Here is a 15920-nt window from a genome sequence, read left to right as displayed (position 1 = left end):
CCCACGATGACTCCAATCCCACAGCTTCGCTTGTGATACGAGGTCGATGCCTCTACCAGCTCAAACATGGTCATTGGGGGTAGTGGGAGAACAGTTTTTTTGACGGGTTCTTTGACCCTGAGCCACCCACGTTCTCCCGGCTACCGCCATCTTAGAACAGCCATAAAAATAGGCCAACCAGAAATCTCTGGCTGACCTAATAATACGAAAAGGCACCCGGTCGGGTGCTGGAAAGACCGTTATATTACAGTAAGCTTATTCCTCGTCTTCTCTTTCGCACACGACTTCCGTGAACTGATTTAACGGAAACAGAGTAGGGACCCTTCGGCCCGGGGTCTTGATAAACTCCACAAAGTTTCTCCCGACGCGGATCAATCTCCCGTGAAGCTCGCCTATGTCTTCCGCGGTTGCCGTCAAGTCAAACGGCTTTGTCTTTTTAGCGGGCTCATTCAGGACGATAAAGAAGGATGTTTGGATGACCACTTCCGTTGTTCCCACCGTGAAAGAGGTCGAGGTCACTTGGGAAAGCTTGCCTGTCGTTCTCGTCAGCTGCGGAAATCCAGGCTGGAACACCGTTACCGTCCGGCCTACAAGAGGCTGCAGGCGCTGAACCAATGTGATGTTCTGAGGAGCGGGACAGCCTTGAATGTCGATATCGCTCAAAGAAACTCCTCCCGTGAGATATGGGTTAACTCTTAATTCTATTCTGATTCCGGGATGATGTTTGGGCTGCTTCCTGCTCCTCTGCCCGCCAGACGAAACAACCTGCCGGATCTCGCCGGCAGGTTGTATGGATCAAGTATTTTTAGCCAACAACCGGGATACCTGCTCCGCCATATATTGCGGAGGACGGGGCATCCGGCGCTGAATCCACCATTCGACGATTCCAACGAAGGACGAGGCCATAAATTGGGCGTTCAGCTCTTGGTCGATATCCGAGGGCCGGTCGCCGGCGGCAAGCTTCTTTCTCAGCTGGGCGGAAACGAACTCCGTCAGCCGCTCGCGGAACATAGAGCTGCTGCGATTCGCTAACAGCGTAGAGAAAAAGGGGTAGTTGGCTTCGAAATAATCGAATACCGGCTTCAGTTCGCCGGCCGGCAGGGTCTGTTCCGACTCGCCTTCGTGCAAAGTGCAATATTCGGCAAGCTTGCTCAAATGCCCGTGAATGATCTGATCCAACAGATCGAATTTGTCCAGGTAATGGTGGTAGACGGTTCCCCGGTTGACTTCGGCTCTGTCGGCAATGTCGTTAATCGTAATATGCTCAAAATCTTTCTCGCCGTACAGCTCCAGAAACGCCTTGTGAATCGCCCGCTTCGTCTTCATCACTCGCCTGTCGATTCTGACGGCAGTCTCCACGATTCCACGCCCTCCTTCCGTTATTGAACAATCCCCGGTGCCTTGTCGGATATTGAACGTTCGGGACCCGATTGGCGATTGAACGGTTTTATGCGGCTACCTATAATGATAATCAACAAACGTCAGATTTTCAACAACTGTTGAATCTTGGCGTTGAATCCTATAAAGGAGAGGGAAAGGAACCATGGAAAATATCGAATCGAAAGTTGTTGTCCTAACAGGGGCGTCCAGCGGCATCGGGAAAGCAACGGCCAAGCTGCTCGCGCAGCAAGGCGCAAAGGTGGTGCTGGCGGCACGGCGAGAGGATCGTCTTAAGGAGATCGTCGGCGAAATCGTGCAAGCGGGCGGAGAAGCCTCGCCGTTCAAGGCTGACGTTGTTTCCCCCGAGGATATGAAAAAGCTGGCGGAGTTTGCGCTAACGAAATACGGCCGTATCGACGTGCTGGTGAACAATGCCGGAATCATGCCGGTTTCCCGGTTGAACGAGCTTCGAGTCCATGAATGGGATCAGATGATCGACGTGAATATTAAGGGGGTATTGTACGGCATTGCAGCGGTACTGCCCTCCATGCGGGAACGGCAATCCGGCCATATCATCAACGTCGCATCGGTTGCGGGGCATACCGTAAGCCCGGCCTCCGCGGTTTACAGCGCGACCAAATTCGCGGTACGGGCCATTACGGAAGGTCTTCGTCAGGAAGAGTCGGCGTCTTCCCGGATCCGCGCCACCGTCATCTCGCCGGGGATAACGGAGACGGAGCTCATGAATACGGTGACCAGCCCCGAGGTCCAAGCCATGGCTGCGCATTTGAAGGACATGAGCATCCCGCCCGAACGGATTGCCGGCGCCATCGCTTACGCCATCGATATGCCGGAGGACGCGGGCGTCAATGAGATCGTAATCCGGCCGACGCTGCAGAGCATGTGAGCCCATCCGGATCCGGCGATAAAACCGCGAGCATGCGGGTTATCGCCGGATTTTAGTTTCGGGCCGATTGCCAGTCCAACACTCGTAAAGCTCGGAGCGTGTTCCAACGGCTGGCCTTGCCTGTCTCTTCCATGTCGAAAGGAACTCGATCGGCCCAAAGCGTCAACCGGCGGTCAGCCGGCTTCCGAAGCGGCCAAAGCCCGTTCTGGTGCCGCCTCTTCCTCACAAGCCCGACAGCCTCTGCCATCCGTTCATCCGGTTCGACGCCGGCGCTGCGCAAGTAGTCGAGACCTCGCAGCACATCGTAATGAAAGGTGGTCGGAAACCAGAAACGCGTCCATTTGCGATCGATCACCTCTCCGGATGACAGAGAACGGAGCATGCGGCGCTCCAGAAGATACTCCTGCCCCCGAACGCGGGCATCCGTCACGGCGGCGGAGGCGCCCTCCGCCTTCTCGTACTCCAATAGTCCCTCCAGAACGCAAATGGTGCTGTGGAACGAAGACCTCCGACTTTGCGGGGCATCGCAATTCCAGCCCCCGTCCTCCAACTGCTCGTCGAGGAGCCGGTCGACCAGCCGATCGCTCGCAGCGCCGAAGTAAGCGCCCGCTGCCAGGATGCGTCCATTAATGCAGGGCTCGGTCTCGCCGTCGAAGAAGGGTTGTCCGTCGAACTTGGTCCAGGCCAGATGGTCCCGCACACGGCCGATCGCAATGCGGGCTCGCTCCCCCTTCGGATCCAATCCAAGGTCTCTCAACAGGATCAGGGTAAAGGCGGTGCACAACAGATCCCCCTCTTCCGCATCGCGCCCCCAATGGCCTTCCGGCGCCTGCAGGTCGAGAAGCCGGGCTCCCCAGCCTTCCGAGGCAACCCGGGACCGCTCGGCGGCAACGAGCTCTTCGGGCTCTTTGGCGAGGTCGCGCATGACCTGCCATCGGATCGCAGGGTCGGAATCAAGCAACCACTCGAGGACCGAACTTTTCGCTCTCATTCGATAGTTTCCCCCTCTTGCTTTGGTAAAGAGAAGATGGCCGGCGAATCCAATCAATGGCCTCGAATGCCGGAGTTCTTGCTGCTTTTCATAAGTCCTCCAACGATGACTGCCAGCAGAACGACGTTCAATCCCGCTAAAGAGTAGAGCCAGACTTCCTGTACCTTCACTACTTTCAAGAGAATACCCGAAGTGATAAGAAACCCTATGTTTTCCCTGTTATATTTGCTGAATTTATATTTAAATAATCTGTATATAACAATCCCAACAATGAAAATATAAAGCAGGAAGCCAAGAAGAAGAATCACGTTTGCACCTCTTCCAATTTGCTTATACACTCGGAAACGAGTTCGCTCATGCGCTATTCAGTGCCGCTCATGATAAGCATGATCCGCCGCGCGGTCGATGCCGGACCACAGCTGCCGGGAGGACCACGGCTCGTCCGGATCGCTCCAGAAGTCGTCCTCCGGCGGAAGGCCGAGCGGCAGGTAGACGGTCGAGCACAGATAGAGGCTCCCGGTGGAAATATAACCTTCGCCCAGGCCCGGCTGGCTGCCGGCCAAGCCGATCTTCAGCCAGCCGTTCGCGTCGAACGTGCCCGGCGCCTCCATGCAGCGGCGGATGACCGCCTGCAGCGCGCACCGGACCTGCGCCGGCCTCAGCGTCTCCGGCAGCTCCTTCCTTAAGGAGATTTGCGCGAGCGCCTGAAAAGCGCCGGTGCGGTACGTGATCGAACGGCCGATCGCCGGGTAGGTGCCCTCCGGGGAGATGAGCGCCTCCTGTACCGCCGCATACCGTTGGGCTCTTTCCAGCGTACGCTCCTTCATCCTCTCCCCGTCCGGATACGTATGGCCGACCGTGTGCACGATGTCGAGCAGCATCGGCTGAATCACGTAGCTGTTATAGTAGTCCCAGGCGAAGTGCTCTCCGTCCCCGTAGGTTCCGTCCCCTTTATACCATATCTCATGCATGTGAATCGCGTAATCGAGGCGGACCCGGTCGTAATCTTCCTCCATTCGAAACAGCGCCGTCTCGACCATGGCCGAGAACAGCAGCCAGTTGCTGCGGTAGGGACGGATGACGCGGGTGGCCCGAAGCGCGGCGGCCAGGTTGGCCCGAACCCGGCCGTCCAGCTTGCCGAGCAGCTCGTTAGGCGCCCGGACGATCGCATGCGCCAGAAAGGCCGCATCGACGAGCGTCTGGTCAACCTCTCCGAACCGGCCGTAATCCGGTGAGCCGGGATCGGTGATCGCATCGATCGAACGCCTCGCCAGATCCGCATACGCAAGCCGCAGTTCGCCCTCTTCCCCCTCCGAGAGCGGCAGCTCCAGCCACGGCGCCATGCCGCCGAGCAGCCGCCCCGCCGCCTCCAGGTATGTACAGACCGACCGGTCGGCGATCGACTCGACCGGCATCGTCATCTTCAGGCGTCTTGCCGCGAGCGCCGTCAGCACCGGATCGGCGATCCGAACGAGCATATCAAGCCAGTATTTCCGGTTCCCTCGTATCTCCATAAGCGCAGACTCCTCCATGACCGTTGAAGTGACAGACCCATTATATCCCTATTCACGGTGGAGAAGTTAGCATCTTTTTTACCTGAAATGCTCCTATTTTTCCCTGAAAATGAAGTACAATAGAACCGGAATTGAAGCGTTTTCTTAAGTAAGAAATGGATGATGATGACGGAGGAGGAGTCGCCATGCGACAGTTCGACAGGCAAGCGATACCCGCGGCGTTAAAGAGCCGATCGGGTCAAGCTATCGGATCCGCGGAGCAGTGGGAACGGGAGAGAAGGCCGGAGATTATCGGCTTGTTCGAGGAACTCGTCTATGGGAAAAACCCGATCGGGCGTCCCGAAACGTTAAGTTTCCGTTTGCTTAAAGAGGAAGCAGCGATGAACGGCGCCGCCGTGCGCAGAACCGTCGACATTTCTTACGAAGGCCCCGGAGGCCGAGGATCGTTCCCGCTCACGATGTTCGTTCCCGCGAATCGACCCAAGCCGGTTCCGGCCTGCTTGTTGATCGACAACCGGACCCAACCGTTCGACGATTCCGACCGGAGCGTCTCGGCCGATTTTTGGCCGGTCGAAGCGATCGTGGCGCGGGGATATGCGGCTGCGGTTTACCAGGTCCATGATCTCGATCCGGATCGCGACGACGGCTTCCGGAACGGCGTTCACGGCCTGTTCGACGAACCCGGACGGGAGCGGCCGGGCAACGCTTGGGGCACCATCGCCGCTTGGGCTTGGGGAGCCAGCCGGGCGATGGACTACCTGGAGACCGATCCCGACGCGGATGCTGGCCGGGTCATGCTGGTCGGGCACTCCCGGGGCGGCAAAACCGCGCTGTGGGCCGGGGCGCTGGACACTCGCTTCGCCATGGTCGTCAGCAACAACTCCGGCTGCACGGGAGCCGCTCTCTCGCGGGTGACCGAAGGCGAACGGATTCATCATATCAACGCTTCGTTCCCGCACTGGTTCAACGCCAACTATAAGAACTACAACGGGAAGGAAGACGAGCTGCCCGTCGATCAGCACCTGCTCCTCGCCGCGATCGCTCCCCGCGCCCTGTACGTGACAAGCGCGACGGAGGATGCTTGGGCGGATCCCCAAGCGGAATTCGCTTCGCTCGTTCTCGCGGAGGAAGCCTACCGGCTGAACGGATCGCAAGGACTCGGAACCGACGTCTTCCCTTCGCCCGACACGCCCGTTCACGGCGACAAACTGGGCTATCATCTCCGTACGGGCAAGCACGACTTGCTGCCGTACGATTGGCACTGCTTTCTCGATTTCGCCGATAAGCAGATCTAGCAAGTCATAGACCGTTCGAGAACTGGCTGGGAGACAGGCCAAGCTCGCTCTTGAAGGCGCGGCTGAATACGTGGATGCTCGTGAACCCGGTCTCGTCCGCGATCTCCGTCAGCGACTTCCCGCCTTCGACCATTCGCAGCTTGGCCTGCTCGATCCGAACGTGGGTCACATATTTGTGCAGCGTTATCCGAAGCTGATCCTTGAAGACGAACGACAAGTAATTCGCGGAGACCCCTACGTGCTCGCCGATTTCGCGATTGTTCAGACGGGGGTCGCCGTAGCGCTTGTTGATGTAATGGATCGCTTTCTCGATCATCGCCCAGCCCTTTGTTTTTCGGCCTTCCCGGAACCGGTCGGCGGACAGGCTGCCCAAATAATCGCAGATCAGCTCGATGCAGCAGGCTTTGAGCTTCAAGCAGCCGTACTTCTCCCCTTCGGCGAAAAGCTGGCGCATCCTGGCCAGTCTCGCCAGAAATTCCAGGCGGTTCGCGGGGAGCAGGCGGGAAGCGGGCGATACCGCGCTCAGCAGCCTTTCGCGGTCCGGAAGCCGTCCGGTCGTCCCGTTGATGACGGTGGTCTCTCTCCACTGCCGGCGTTCCGGATCGTCGTACAGGTCGAACTGAACGATATGCTGGATCAAGGGAACGGCCGATGTCGTCCGGATCAGATGCGGCATGAACGGCGGCATGAGGAAGACGTCGCCTTCTCCTGCGAGATACTTGACCCCGTTCAGGATGAACTCGGCTTCCCCTTGCTCGATATAGGTGAATACATGGTCGTAATCGATCCACTCGCCGGAGAGCGAGGACGACTTGACGATTTTGACCATCCGCACATGAGGCGAGATCGAATCCAGATCCAGCTCCACCGTTCCTCCCCCCCAACCGTTCAGCCAAACGGCGAACCTTGCAACGCTTCCTTCCATCGTAGCCGATCGAGGACAAGCTGCCAAGAAGCCGGGGCAGTCAGCTTCACCTCCAATCGAACAGAACGCCGTTGTATCGGTCCTTGTCGTTCCGCAGGCCTTGGTAAGCTTGCTCCGCCTCTTCCGGCTTGAGCACATGGCTGATCAGCGGCTCGATCCGCAATCGCCCGTCGGCCATCAGTTCGAGAATGATGCCGCAATTGCGCGCGAGCGAATGCTTGGCGAACCGGTCCGGCAGAACGGGATAGCGCCATTCGTGCGCGCCCTTGAACGTAAGGTTGCCGTAGCTGCCGTCGAGATGGATTCGGTTCAGCAGCTCCGTCACGTTCGTCTGGAAGTCGCCCCGCGGACTGCCGAGCAGGATCACCTCGCCGAACCGGCCGACCAGCGGCAGGTGATCGACCGCGACCTTCGGCACGCCCGTCGCTTCGATCAGCGCGGAGACTCCTTGCCCGTTCGTGATTCGCATCACTTCATCGCGAAGCTCCCCTTTGCCCCCGAGCAGAACATGATCCGCGCCGCATGCTTTCGCCAGCTGCAGCCGCTGCTCCGACAGATCGATCCCGATGACGGTCGCGCCCTGCAGTCTCGCCAGCTGAGAGGCCATGTTGCCGACGAGACCCAGCCCGGTCACGGCAACCGTATCGCCCAGCTCGATCTGCGAGACGCGCAGCGACGTCATCGCGACCGCCGCCATCCGGGCGAACGGAACCCACGGAAGCGGCAGCGAAGGCGGCACTTTCAGCCAGACGTGGCGTGTCGAGACAACCGAGTAGGCCGAATGGTCTCCGTAGTGGAACACAATGTCTCCGGCCGCGAAGCCTTCTACGTTATCGCCCGTTTGCAGCACTTCGCTGACGGAAGCGTAGCCGGGAATGCCCGGCATCCGAAACCAGCTTTCGTTGCCGGACAGGCAGGCCAGCTCCGTGCCGGGACTGACAAGCGTACAGATCTTCCTCACCCATGCCTCGTCGGGGCCGAGCGCCGGCGTCTCCAGCCGCTTTTGCCGGATTTCCGCTTTCCAAGGCGACGTAAACACGATTTGTTTGTTGTTCATTGAGGGTCGTCTCCATTCCTTTGTCCGAATCGGAACCGCCCCTTCATCTTACTGCTCTCTCCTCCGTCCGTCTTTGATGAGGACAACGACTTTTTACCAAAAACAACGATTTCCCGCCGCCGCTACCCCTTGATCGCCCCGGTGGCGATTCCTTTGACGAAGTACCTCTGCAGCAGCAGGAACACGATCAGGATCGGCACGATCGACAGCGCCGTTCCGGCGAAGATCATGTCCCACCTCGACGAGAATTCGCCGACGTAATAGAAGATCTCGACGACCATCGTCTTCGGCTTGCCCGAAGGCAGGACGAGCATCGGCATCAGGAAGTCGTTCCAGATGCCGAGGCCGTTGAGCACGACCATGCTGGCCGTGCACGGGCCGAGCAGCGGGAATACGATGCGGAAGAAGATGCCGTACTTGGAGCTGCCGTCGATCTCCGCCGACTCCTCGATCTCGCGCGGCACGCCCTTCAGGAAGCTCGTGTAGAGCAGCGCCCCGAAGCCGACCGAGCCGGAGACGTAAACGACGATCGGCCCGGCGAGATGGCCGTACAGGCCGAACATCTTCATCTCCTTGAACAGCGGGATCATGTACGCCTGGAACGGAATCATCATGCCGGCCAGGAAGTAGACGAACGCGTAGTTCGTCCACTTGGCGTTCGAGCGCTCGATCGCGTAACCCGCCATGGGGATGACCAGCACCATGAAGACGATCGAGACGGCCGTCAGAATGACGCTGTTGACGATGGAGCGGGGGAAGTCCGTCTCGGTCAGCAGATACTTGAAACTGTCGAGGTAGAACGATTTCGGAAAGGCGATGGCGTCGCGCATGATCTCCGGATTGCTCTTGAACGCCGACATCAGATTGAAGAAGATGGGAAAAAAGAACACGATCGCGACCGCCAGCGTAACGGCGAAAATCAGAATGTCGTGAAACCGCCTGCGCTTCTCCATCTACAGCTGCACCTCTCTTTTGCGCAGAAGCTTGACCTGGATGACGGTGATGATCAGGATGAGCAGGAACAGCACCATCGCCATCGCCGTGCCGAAGCCTTGACGCAGCTCGCCGAAGCCGACCTTGTACACGATATACGTCAGCGTCTCGGTCGCGAAGCCCGGGCCGCCGTCCGTCATGACCGCGATCTGATCGAAAATCTTCAGCGACGAGATCATCGACAGCACCGAGCAAACGGTGAGCGAGCCGGCGAGCAGCGGGAACGTGATGCTCTTGAACTGCTGCCAGCGGCCGGCCCCGTCGATGGCGGCGGCCTCGGTCAGCTCCTGCGGAATGCCCTGCAGGCCGGCGAGATAAATAATCATGTAATAGCCGGCCTGCTTCCAGACGGTCGACAGGATGATCGAGACGAGCGCGAATCGGGGGCTGCCCAGCCAATCCGCCTTAAGCGAACCGAGCCCGATCAGGTCGAGCAGCTGGTTCAGGACGCCGAAATTGTAATTCAGAATGATCGTCCAGACGAACCCCATCACGATGCCGCTGAGCAGCACGGGAAAATAAAACACGCTTCGGAACAGATTACGCGCCCACCGAACCTGATCGACCAGCATCGCCAGCGCGATCGCCGCCGCGTTCTCCAGGACGACCAGCACGGCCGTCAGGATGAGCGTGTTTTTGAGCGCGTTGCGGACGCGTTCGCTGTTCCAAATTTCCGCGAAATTGTCAAAGCCGATAAAATGGATCTTCGTGCTGACGCCGTCCCACGACGTAAAGCTGAGATACGCGCTGCTCAGCGTGGGAGCGATGACGAACAGCGTATACAGCGCAAGCGCCGGAATGAGGAAGACGAGCGTGTGGGTCGCCCGGCTTTTTCTTTTTGCAGCCATTCTCCGATTCCTCCATACGAGCCCTGGAAAAGATGAACCTTCGCCGTCCGCGAAGGTTCATCCCGTTTACGCGCTCCGTTATTGCTGGGCGTTCGCCTTTACTTCCGCGTCGTACTCGGCGTCGGCTCTCTTCATATACTCCTTGACGTCGCCGTTCTTGAGCACGAGCTCCTGCATCAGCTTGTAGTACCAGTCGCGGAACTGCGGCGGAATTTGGTTTTCTCCCCACCAATTGTTGATCGGAAGCGACTTCTTCACGTTCGGATCCGACATCAGCTTCAGTACGTCCTGCATCTGCGGCAGCGACTCGTACTGAACCTCCTCCTTGGTCGACGGGATGCCGTTAACGGTTTGCAAGTATTTGGAATACTGTTCCTTGGCGAAGAAGAATCGGATGAACGTCTTCATCGCTTCGACTTTATCCGCGTCCTTGGCCGCTTCCGCGGACAAGCTCCATCCCGCCGGGGACGGCAGGCCGACGACGTTAACGTTGCCCTGGCGGTCCGGCAGCGCGTAGAAGCCGAAGTCGAAGCTCGGATCGGCGTCGTGAATCTGCGTGAACATCCACGGGCCGGAGAAGAGCTGGGCCGCCTTGCCGGAGACGAGGATCGACGCGGTCTGGTTGTCTGCCGTGGACAGCCAGCCTTTGTCGACGTACTTCGAGAACAGCTCCTTGTAGTCGGTCATCGCCTGAACCGGTCCGGCGTCGGTGAAGCTGGTCATCTTCGCCGTCCGCTTGGAGTTCCAGTCCGGATCGCCGACGTACACTTCGTCGATCAAGAACTTGTTGAGCCAGAAGCCCATGTGGAAAATGTCCTTGCCTCCGACTACGATCGGCGTAATTCCGCTTGTCTTCAGCTTCTCCTGGTCGGCGAGGAATTCATCGTACGTCTTCGGAGGCTCGGTAATGCCGGCGTCGGCGTATGCTTTCTTGCTGTAGATAATCCCTTCCGGCGCGTTCAGCGTGATCGGCGCGTTGTACTTCTTCCCGTCCACCTCCGGAACGGAGGAGAACAGATCGACGAGATCGCTAGGCAGCTCGACGATCTTGCCGGAGTCGGCGAAGATCTTCGTGTCGCGCATCTCGACCAGGTCGGGGAACTCGCCGACCGCGTCCTTCGTCTTCAGCCAATCGAGATAGGAGGTCGTCGTTCCTTCGCTCATGTCCTTGATCTTGATGTGCGGATTCGCCTTCATGAAGGCGTCGATCGTATCCGCGATCGCCTTCTTGGTGGCCGGGTCGCCGGTCGCGTAGCCGATCGTGAACGTGACGTCCTTCGCCGGGGTCTCGGCGGACGAGCCGGCGGCCGCCGAGCTCGCCGGAGCGGATGACGACGAGCCGGATGAATCGGCAGCGCCGCCGTTGTTGCCGTTGCCGCTGCCGCAAGCGGACAGCATCAGGGCAAGCGCGAGGGCGGGCGCCGCCGTTTGTACGATGCGTTTCTGTGCCATTTCGGATGGAAACCTCCCTTTTTTCTGTCGGCAAGCTCCCGGACGTGCGCATCGTCCCGGTCGAAGCTTTTCCCGAACACTAGCGTACCACCCTCCGGCAGGGCAACCAATGCTATTTTTTAAGACGGATGTGCGCCGTTTTTAAGATGAATGCGCGGGAAAAATACGACCTATGCACTTAGCAATTCGGTAGTGTCTCCTGTAAAATAAGACTTACTTCACCAAAGGAATCGATTCGAATGAACGCCTTAACGTTATGGAATCAAACGCAGGTCATGGTCTCCCATGCCTACTTTGAACGCAAGGAAAAGTTCGAAATGGACGAAGATTGCTACGCGGTGTGGGTTCTGTTCGCGGTCGAAGCGGGCAAATTCCGGTTTCGGATCGGAGAGGAACGAGGGGAAGCGGGTGCCGGGGATCTGGTGTATTGTCCGCCGGGAGTCGTTTTCCAGCGCGAGATGGTGTCGCCTTTGGAACTTCATTATATCGGATTCGAGTTTGCCGGCCGGGAGCAGACGGAGCTTATTCCCTTGCTGCCTTCGAGCCTGGCGCGGCCGCTGGACGGCAAGCGCCTGGCTTCGGACTTCGCCTATCTGCGCAAGCTTCACTTCGCGGCGGATTCCCGCAACGCCCTGCGCAAACAGATGATTCTCAACGACATCTGGCAGCTCGCCTGCGAGGTGTGGGAAGGCGAGCATCCGCAGGACGAGATGCTGCGCCTGGAAGATTCGGACGACGAGCTGATGAACCGCGCGGCCGATTGGTTATACAAGCATGCCTATACCCCGTTCGGCATGAGCACGCTCTCCGGTTCGCTCGGGCTGAGTCCCGTCCAGTTCACGCGCCGGTTCCGGAAGTCGTTCCGCTTAACGCCGTCGGATTTCGTCCGGTCGCTCCGTATCCGCAAAGTCGCGGAGCTGCTGCTCGACACCGACTTGACGCTCGATCAGATCGCCGCGCGCTGCGGCTACGAGAACGGCTTCTACTTAAGCCGCGTCTTCTCCAAGAGCATGGGCGCGAGCCCTTCGAAATATCGCGAAAAGAACCGGGTCTAACCGTGCCCGGCTCTTTTCGCTTTCCTGGCGTTATTCGCCGGACAGGTGCCGGACGCAGTCGTAAAGCAAGTAGTTCCATCTTCCGTCGCGGCGTTCGATCGTCGTGACGGACGTATTGCGCAGTTCGTTGCCGGTCGATTCGTCCTGCATGAGCGCCTTCAAGGTCTGGCCCAGGAAATAGCCGTGCGTGACGACCAGAATCCGTTTGCCCGCGAACCGGGACGAGACCTCCTCGACGAAGCTCACGCCGCGCGCGCGCATCGATTCATGGGTCTCCTGCTCCATATCGAGCTGCCGCCAGTCAACGCCCCACCGCTCGATTCGTTCCGATTCGGTCGTATCGGCAATCTTGCCCCGATCCATCTCGCGGAGCCGCCGGTCGTAGAAATCGACGGATTTGCCGATGGCCGCAGAGATCAGCTCGGACGTTTCCCGCGCCCGCCTCAGGTCGCTGGAGACGAACACATCCCACTCCGTTCCGGCGAGCCGCTTGGCCACCAGCGCCGCTTGGGCCCTCCCCGTCTCGTTCAGCGGATTCTGCGTGTGGCCCTGGGCTCTCTTCTCCACATTGTGATCGGTTATGCCGTGCCGGACAAATGTAATCGTAGCCAACCCAACGCTACCTCCTCTCTACGATTGAAGATACCGCCGCCGTCTCTCCCTTCGTCGGGCGGTAAGCCGGAATTCCTCTCGTGTTCTGCGAATCCGGGTACCGGCTGTGCAGCGTAATGACCGCTTGAGGCGCGATCCGTTCGATCATGTCGGACAAAGCCTCGGGGTGAGCGTGCCCTCCGTTGGACAGCGAGTGCCCCACGATCCCGAACGTTTGCAGGAATTTGGCCACGTCGGCTTGATCGATCTTCACGCTGTAATCCGATTGTATGAAATGCGAGGGTCCCGGCGCCTCGCCGAGCGTCTCCAATTCGATCAAGTGGGCGAGATCGGGAAACTTGTAAAAGTAAATATATTCGCCTTTGCGCTCCGCCATTTCCTCCAGAGAGATCGTCTCGTAAGGAAAAAAATCTCCTTCCGCAACGGTCGGCTCGACGATTCGAAGGGCCGTATCAAGCGCCGGATGGTCCTTCAGAATCCGCAAGCCTTCGCGGTTCGCGGCATGCCAGATGGCGGCATGGGAAGCGTCCATCGCGATTTTCCTTCCTTGCGCCGCCGCAATCGCGATCATGTCGGCCATCCGTTCCAGGTCCCTCGGCGACATCTGCAGGATCACGAGTCCGTCCGCCTCGCCTACGATCTCCGAGAAGCGGGACAGCAGCTCGGCTTCCGGCATCTGACCGCTCACCTCGGACGACGGATCGGAGGCCAGACGCGTTCCCTCCGTGATCAAGAGGTCGACCTGCCTGGCGCGGCATAGCTCGATGAAACGGTCGATGCGCTCCGGATGCTTGCCTTGCCGGCGCCAGTCCCCCGTATACGCGATTTTGTGAATTCCGTCGTCCAGGATCAGGCCGGCCGCGCCCGTCGCGTTATGGTCCATCTCGACGATCTGCATGGAGAACTCTCCGAAGTCGATCACGCTTAGATCATCGCAGACCGTGATCCGGGCTTTCGTATCGGCGCTATGCCTGCCCGCCACCATGCCCCGGAACAACGAATGGGAATCGTGGCTCATATAGACGGGAAGATCCGGGCGAGCGTAAGGAAGCACCGCCATATGATCCGTATGCATATGCCCGATAAACAGACGAATGTCGTCGTATCGGGGAAAATCGGCATCGTTCCAGACCCGCCGCCGTACCTTCGCCGCATCCAGCCCTTTCAAAGCATCGGGATCGTAAAGCTCCGTCAGGGGCGCCGTCATTCCGGCCAGCAGAAATTGCCGCAGCTCGCGCCCCGGCGTCGCGCCTACCGGTTCGCAGAGCGTAACCTGCTTGGGGAACAGCAGGCTGCTGTGCTCCACTCCGAAATCGAACAGCACCGCCTGTTTTCCTTTCCCGTAAAGAACCTGAACGCCTCCGGATTTGCCTACGCCGCCGAAAAAAGTCAGTCGGCTTCCCTGCAAAGCGATCGCCTCCCTCATGATATATAGATCAAGATCAAGCTTTATATTTGCGCGTTCGGAACGACATCCTCCATGGACAGAATCGCGCCGCGCTCGCGCAGCGTCCGCCGGATCGCCTGAACGTCGACATCCGCCGGATCCTTCCGCTGCTTAACGGCAAGCGCGGCTCCGATCCCGACGGCTTCGCCCACCGCGACGCAAGTCGGCATGACCCGCGATGAACCGAACACGACGGGATCGACGCTGATGCAGCGCCCGCTCAGCATCAGCCGTTTGACGTCTTTGGACAGGGTCGCCCCGTAGGTGATGCCGTAAGGACCCGCAAGCGAACGAATAACCGTAGAATCGCCGGAACCGCTATGAATGTCGATAATATACGAGCCGAGCGCGATCGTATCCTCCGGAATAACCCCGTTTACGGCCGCATTTTCGCGAATCATCTGCTTGCCGATCACCCGGCGCGTCTCGCGGATCCCGAGAAACGGCGCGATCGAGGACAGATAAATATGTTCAAAGCCCGGGATGTTCTCTTGCAACATCCGAATGAGAGGCAGGATTTGCAAGTAGGATTCGGTCTCTCCTCTGCTGAGCTCTTCGATGCTCGTGCCGTCAAAGTTCAGAATTCGGATGCAGTTTAACGCGATATAGCCTTCTCTCGGCAAATTGATATAGATAATCGTATCGCGGTCGATCGGGCACTTGCCCTCCCGCCGCAGCTTGGAGATCGTGTTTTTCAAGCCGACGAACACATGGTTCTCGCTGGCGCGCAAAAAACCGGCGGTATAGCCGGGACGGATCTTCATCGACGATCCATGCTTCAATTCGTCCGGGTGCTCCTCCAGGAAGTCCATAAACGTATTCAGATCGAAGCCCCCGACCGTGAACATGAGCGTCGGCGGCTGCGTCTCCCCGTTCGCGTACTGCCCTTTCTCGAAGCCGGCCCCCGCCATATACGCGACGTCGCCGTCGCCGGTCGCATCGACGAACACGTCGGCGAATACTTCCATCTCCTTGCCTTTCCCCTTTAACAGGACGGACTTCAACTCGCCGTTCTCGACGCGGGTGCCGATGATTTCGCAATGGAGCAAAGGTTTCACGCCGTATTCCTTCATCTTTTCGAAAACGACGATCTTCATCAGGTTCGGGTCGATCACGGTGGTCGAATTGTGCAGCGGACATTCCCGATGTCCGAACGATCCGCCGAGCTCGATCAGGCGGTCGACCAGTTCTTGGGCGAGGCCCCTGGTCACCTGGCGCCCTTGCGCGTCCAGGAACGCCAATAGGGGCAGCCCGATCGTCATGTTGCCGCCCAGAAACCCTTGCCGGTCGACGATCATCGTCTCCGCGCCTTCCCGGGCGGCCGCGATGGCCGCGCCCACCCCTCCGGCGCCTCCGCCGAGAACGAGCACCTGCGTTCTGATGACTTGTCTACTCGATCCGCTGTCCATACATGCCCTTCTTTCCATGGGATCTTTCATTCGTT

General features: G+C 58.9%; 16 protein-coding genes. 3 read left to right on the top strand and 13 right to left on the bottom strand.

What is annotated here, in order from left to right:
* Positions 1-255: 255 nt before the first annotated feature.
* Together H7C18_RS20660 and H7C18_RS20655 are read right to left on the bottom strand one after the other, a co-directional pair.
* Entirely contained in the window at positions 256-663 is a 408-nt protein-coding gene (locus tag H7C18_RS20660) for a hypothetical protein (RefSeq protein ID WP_185131002.1), read from the bottom strand.
* A gap of 132 nt (positions 664-795) precedes the next feature.
* Positions 796-1359: a TetR/AcrR family transcriptional regulator gene (locus tag H7C18_RS20655; RefSeq protein WP_337913815.1), complete on the bottom strand. Its 564-nt coding sequence runs from the start codon at positions 1357-1359 to the stop codon at positions 796-798.
* Between the two features lie 184 nt (positions 1360-1543).
* Here H7C18_RS20655 and H7C18_RS20650 point away from each other — a divergent pair, with 184 nt between their 5' ends.
* Entirely contained in the window at positions 1544-2287 is a 744-nt protein-coding gene (locus H7C18_RS20650; protein WP_185131001.1) for an SDR family oxidoreductase, read from the top strand.
* A gap of 52 nt (positions 2288-2339) precedes the next feature.
* Here the strand turns inward: H7C18_RS20650 and H7C18_RS20645 are convergent, their stop codons facing one another.
* The 3 genes from H7C18_RS20645 to H7C18_RS20635 are packed head-to-tail and all read right to left on the bottom strand — an operon-like array spanning position 2340 to position 4792.
* On the bottom strand, positions 2340-3278 hold the full coding sequence (locus tag H7C18_RS20645; RefSeq protein ID WP_185131000.1) for a hypothetical protein: 939 nt from the start codon (positions 3276-3278) through the stop codon (positions 2340-2342).
* A gap of 53 nt (positions 3279-3331) precedes the next feature.
* A complete protein-coding gene (locus H7C18_RS20640; RefSeq protein WP_185130999.1) occupies positions 3332-3586 on the bottom strand; it encodes a hypothetical protein in 255 nt (84 codons plus the stop codon).
* A 57-nt stretch (positions 3587-3643) separates the two neighbouring features.
* Positions 3644-4792 (bottom strand): DUF2264 domain-containing protein, encoded by a 1149-nt coding sequence (locus H7C18_RS20635; protein WP_185130998.1) that lies wholly within the window; start codon positions 4790-4792, stop codon positions 3644-3646.
* A 185-nt stretch (positions 4793-4977) separates the two neighbouring features.
* On the opposite strand from H7C18_RS20635, the gene H7C18_RS20630 reads away from it, so the two are divergent.
* Positions 4978-6087: an alpha/beta hydrolase family protein gene (locus H7C18_RS20630; protein WP_185130997.1), complete on the top strand. Its 1110-nt coding sequence runs from the start codon at positions 4978-4980 to the stop codon at positions 6085-6087.
* Positions 6088-6091: 4 nt separating this feature from the next.
* Here H7C18_RS20630 and H7C18_RS20625 read toward each other — a convergent pair whose 3' ends face one another.
* The 5 genes from H7C18_RS20625 to H7C18_RS20605 all read right to left on the bottom strand — a co-directional run bounded on the left by H7C18_RS20625 (position 6092) and on the right by H7C18_RS20605 (position 11362).
* Positions 6092-6955: a helix-turn-helix domain-containing protein gene (locus tag H7C18_RS20625; protein ID WP_202887197.1), complete on the bottom strand. Its 864-nt coding sequence runs from the start codon at positions 6953-6955 to the stop codon at positions 6092-6094.
* A 103-nt stretch (positions 6956-7058) separates the two neighbouring features.
* On the bottom strand, positions 7059-8069 hold the full coding sequence (locus H7C18_RS20620) for a zinc-dependent alcohol dehydrogenase (protein ID WP_185130995.1): 1011 nt from the start codon (positions 8067-8069) through the stop codon (positions 7059-7061).
* 122 nt (positions 8070-8191) lie between these two features.
* Positions 8192-9022 (bottom strand): carbohydrate ABC transporter permease, encoded by an 831-nt coding sequence (locus H7C18_RS20615; protein WP_185130994.1) that lies wholly within the window; start codon positions 9020-9022, stop codon positions 8192-8194.
* Positions 9023-9910, bottom strand: coding sequence for a carbohydrate ABC transporter permease (locus tag H7C18_RS20610; protein ID WP_185130993.1), 888 nt, complete (start codon positions 9908-9910; stop codon positions 9023-9025).
* A gap of 78 nt (positions 9911-9988) precedes the next feature.
* Positions 9989-11362 (bottom strand): ABC transporter substrate-binding protein, encoded by a 1374-nt coding sequence (locus H7C18_RS20605; RefSeq protein ID WP_185130992.1) that lies wholly within the window; start codon positions 11360-11362, stop codon positions 9989-9991.
* A gap of 239 nt (positions 11363-11601) precedes the next feature.
* On the opposite strand from H7C18_RS20605, the gene H7C18_RS20600 reads away from it, so the two are divergent.
* Positions 11602-12417, top strand: coding sequence for a helix-turn-helix domain-containing protein (locus H7C18_RS20600; protein WP_185130991.1), 816 nt, complete (start codon positions 11602-11604; stop codon positions 12415-12417).
* Between the two features lie 30 nt (positions 12418-12447).
* Here H7C18_RS20600 and H7C18_RS20595 read toward each other — a convergent pair whose 3' ends face one another.
* From H7C18_RS20595 to H7C18_RS20585, 3 genes are read right to left on the bottom strand one after another with little or no spacing between them, the layout of a single operon-like run.
* On the bottom strand, positions 12448-13029 hold the full coding sequence (locus tag H7C18_RS20595; RefSeq protein ID WP_185130990.1) for a histidine phosphatase family protein: 582 nt from the start codon (positions 13027-13029) through the stop codon (positions 12448-12450).
* A 7-nt stretch (positions 13030-13036) separates the two neighbouring features.
* Positions 13037-14437: an MBL fold metallo-hydrolase gene (locus H7C18_RS20590; RefSeq protein WP_185130989.1), complete on the bottom strand. Its 1401-nt coding sequence runs from the start codon at positions 14435-14437 to the stop codon at positions 13037-13039.
* Between the two features lie 41 nt (positions 14438-14478).
* The gene (locus tag H7C18_RS20585) at positions 14479-15885 is read right to left on the bottom strand and encodes an FAD-dependent oxidoreductase (protein WP_185130988.1); all 1407 of its coding nucleotides are present in this window, start codon (positions 15883-15885) and stop codon (positions 14479-14481) included.
* Positions 15886-15920 lie beyond the last annotated feature (35 nt).

Origin of the sequence: Cohnella zeiphila, assembly GCF_014212055.1 — a bacterium.
Taxonomy (GTDB): domain Bacteria; phylum Bacillota; class Bacilli; order Paenibacillales; family Paenibacillaceae; genus Cohnella; species Cohnella zeiphila.
This window is presented reverse-complemented; position numbering and strand designations above follow the sequence as displayed.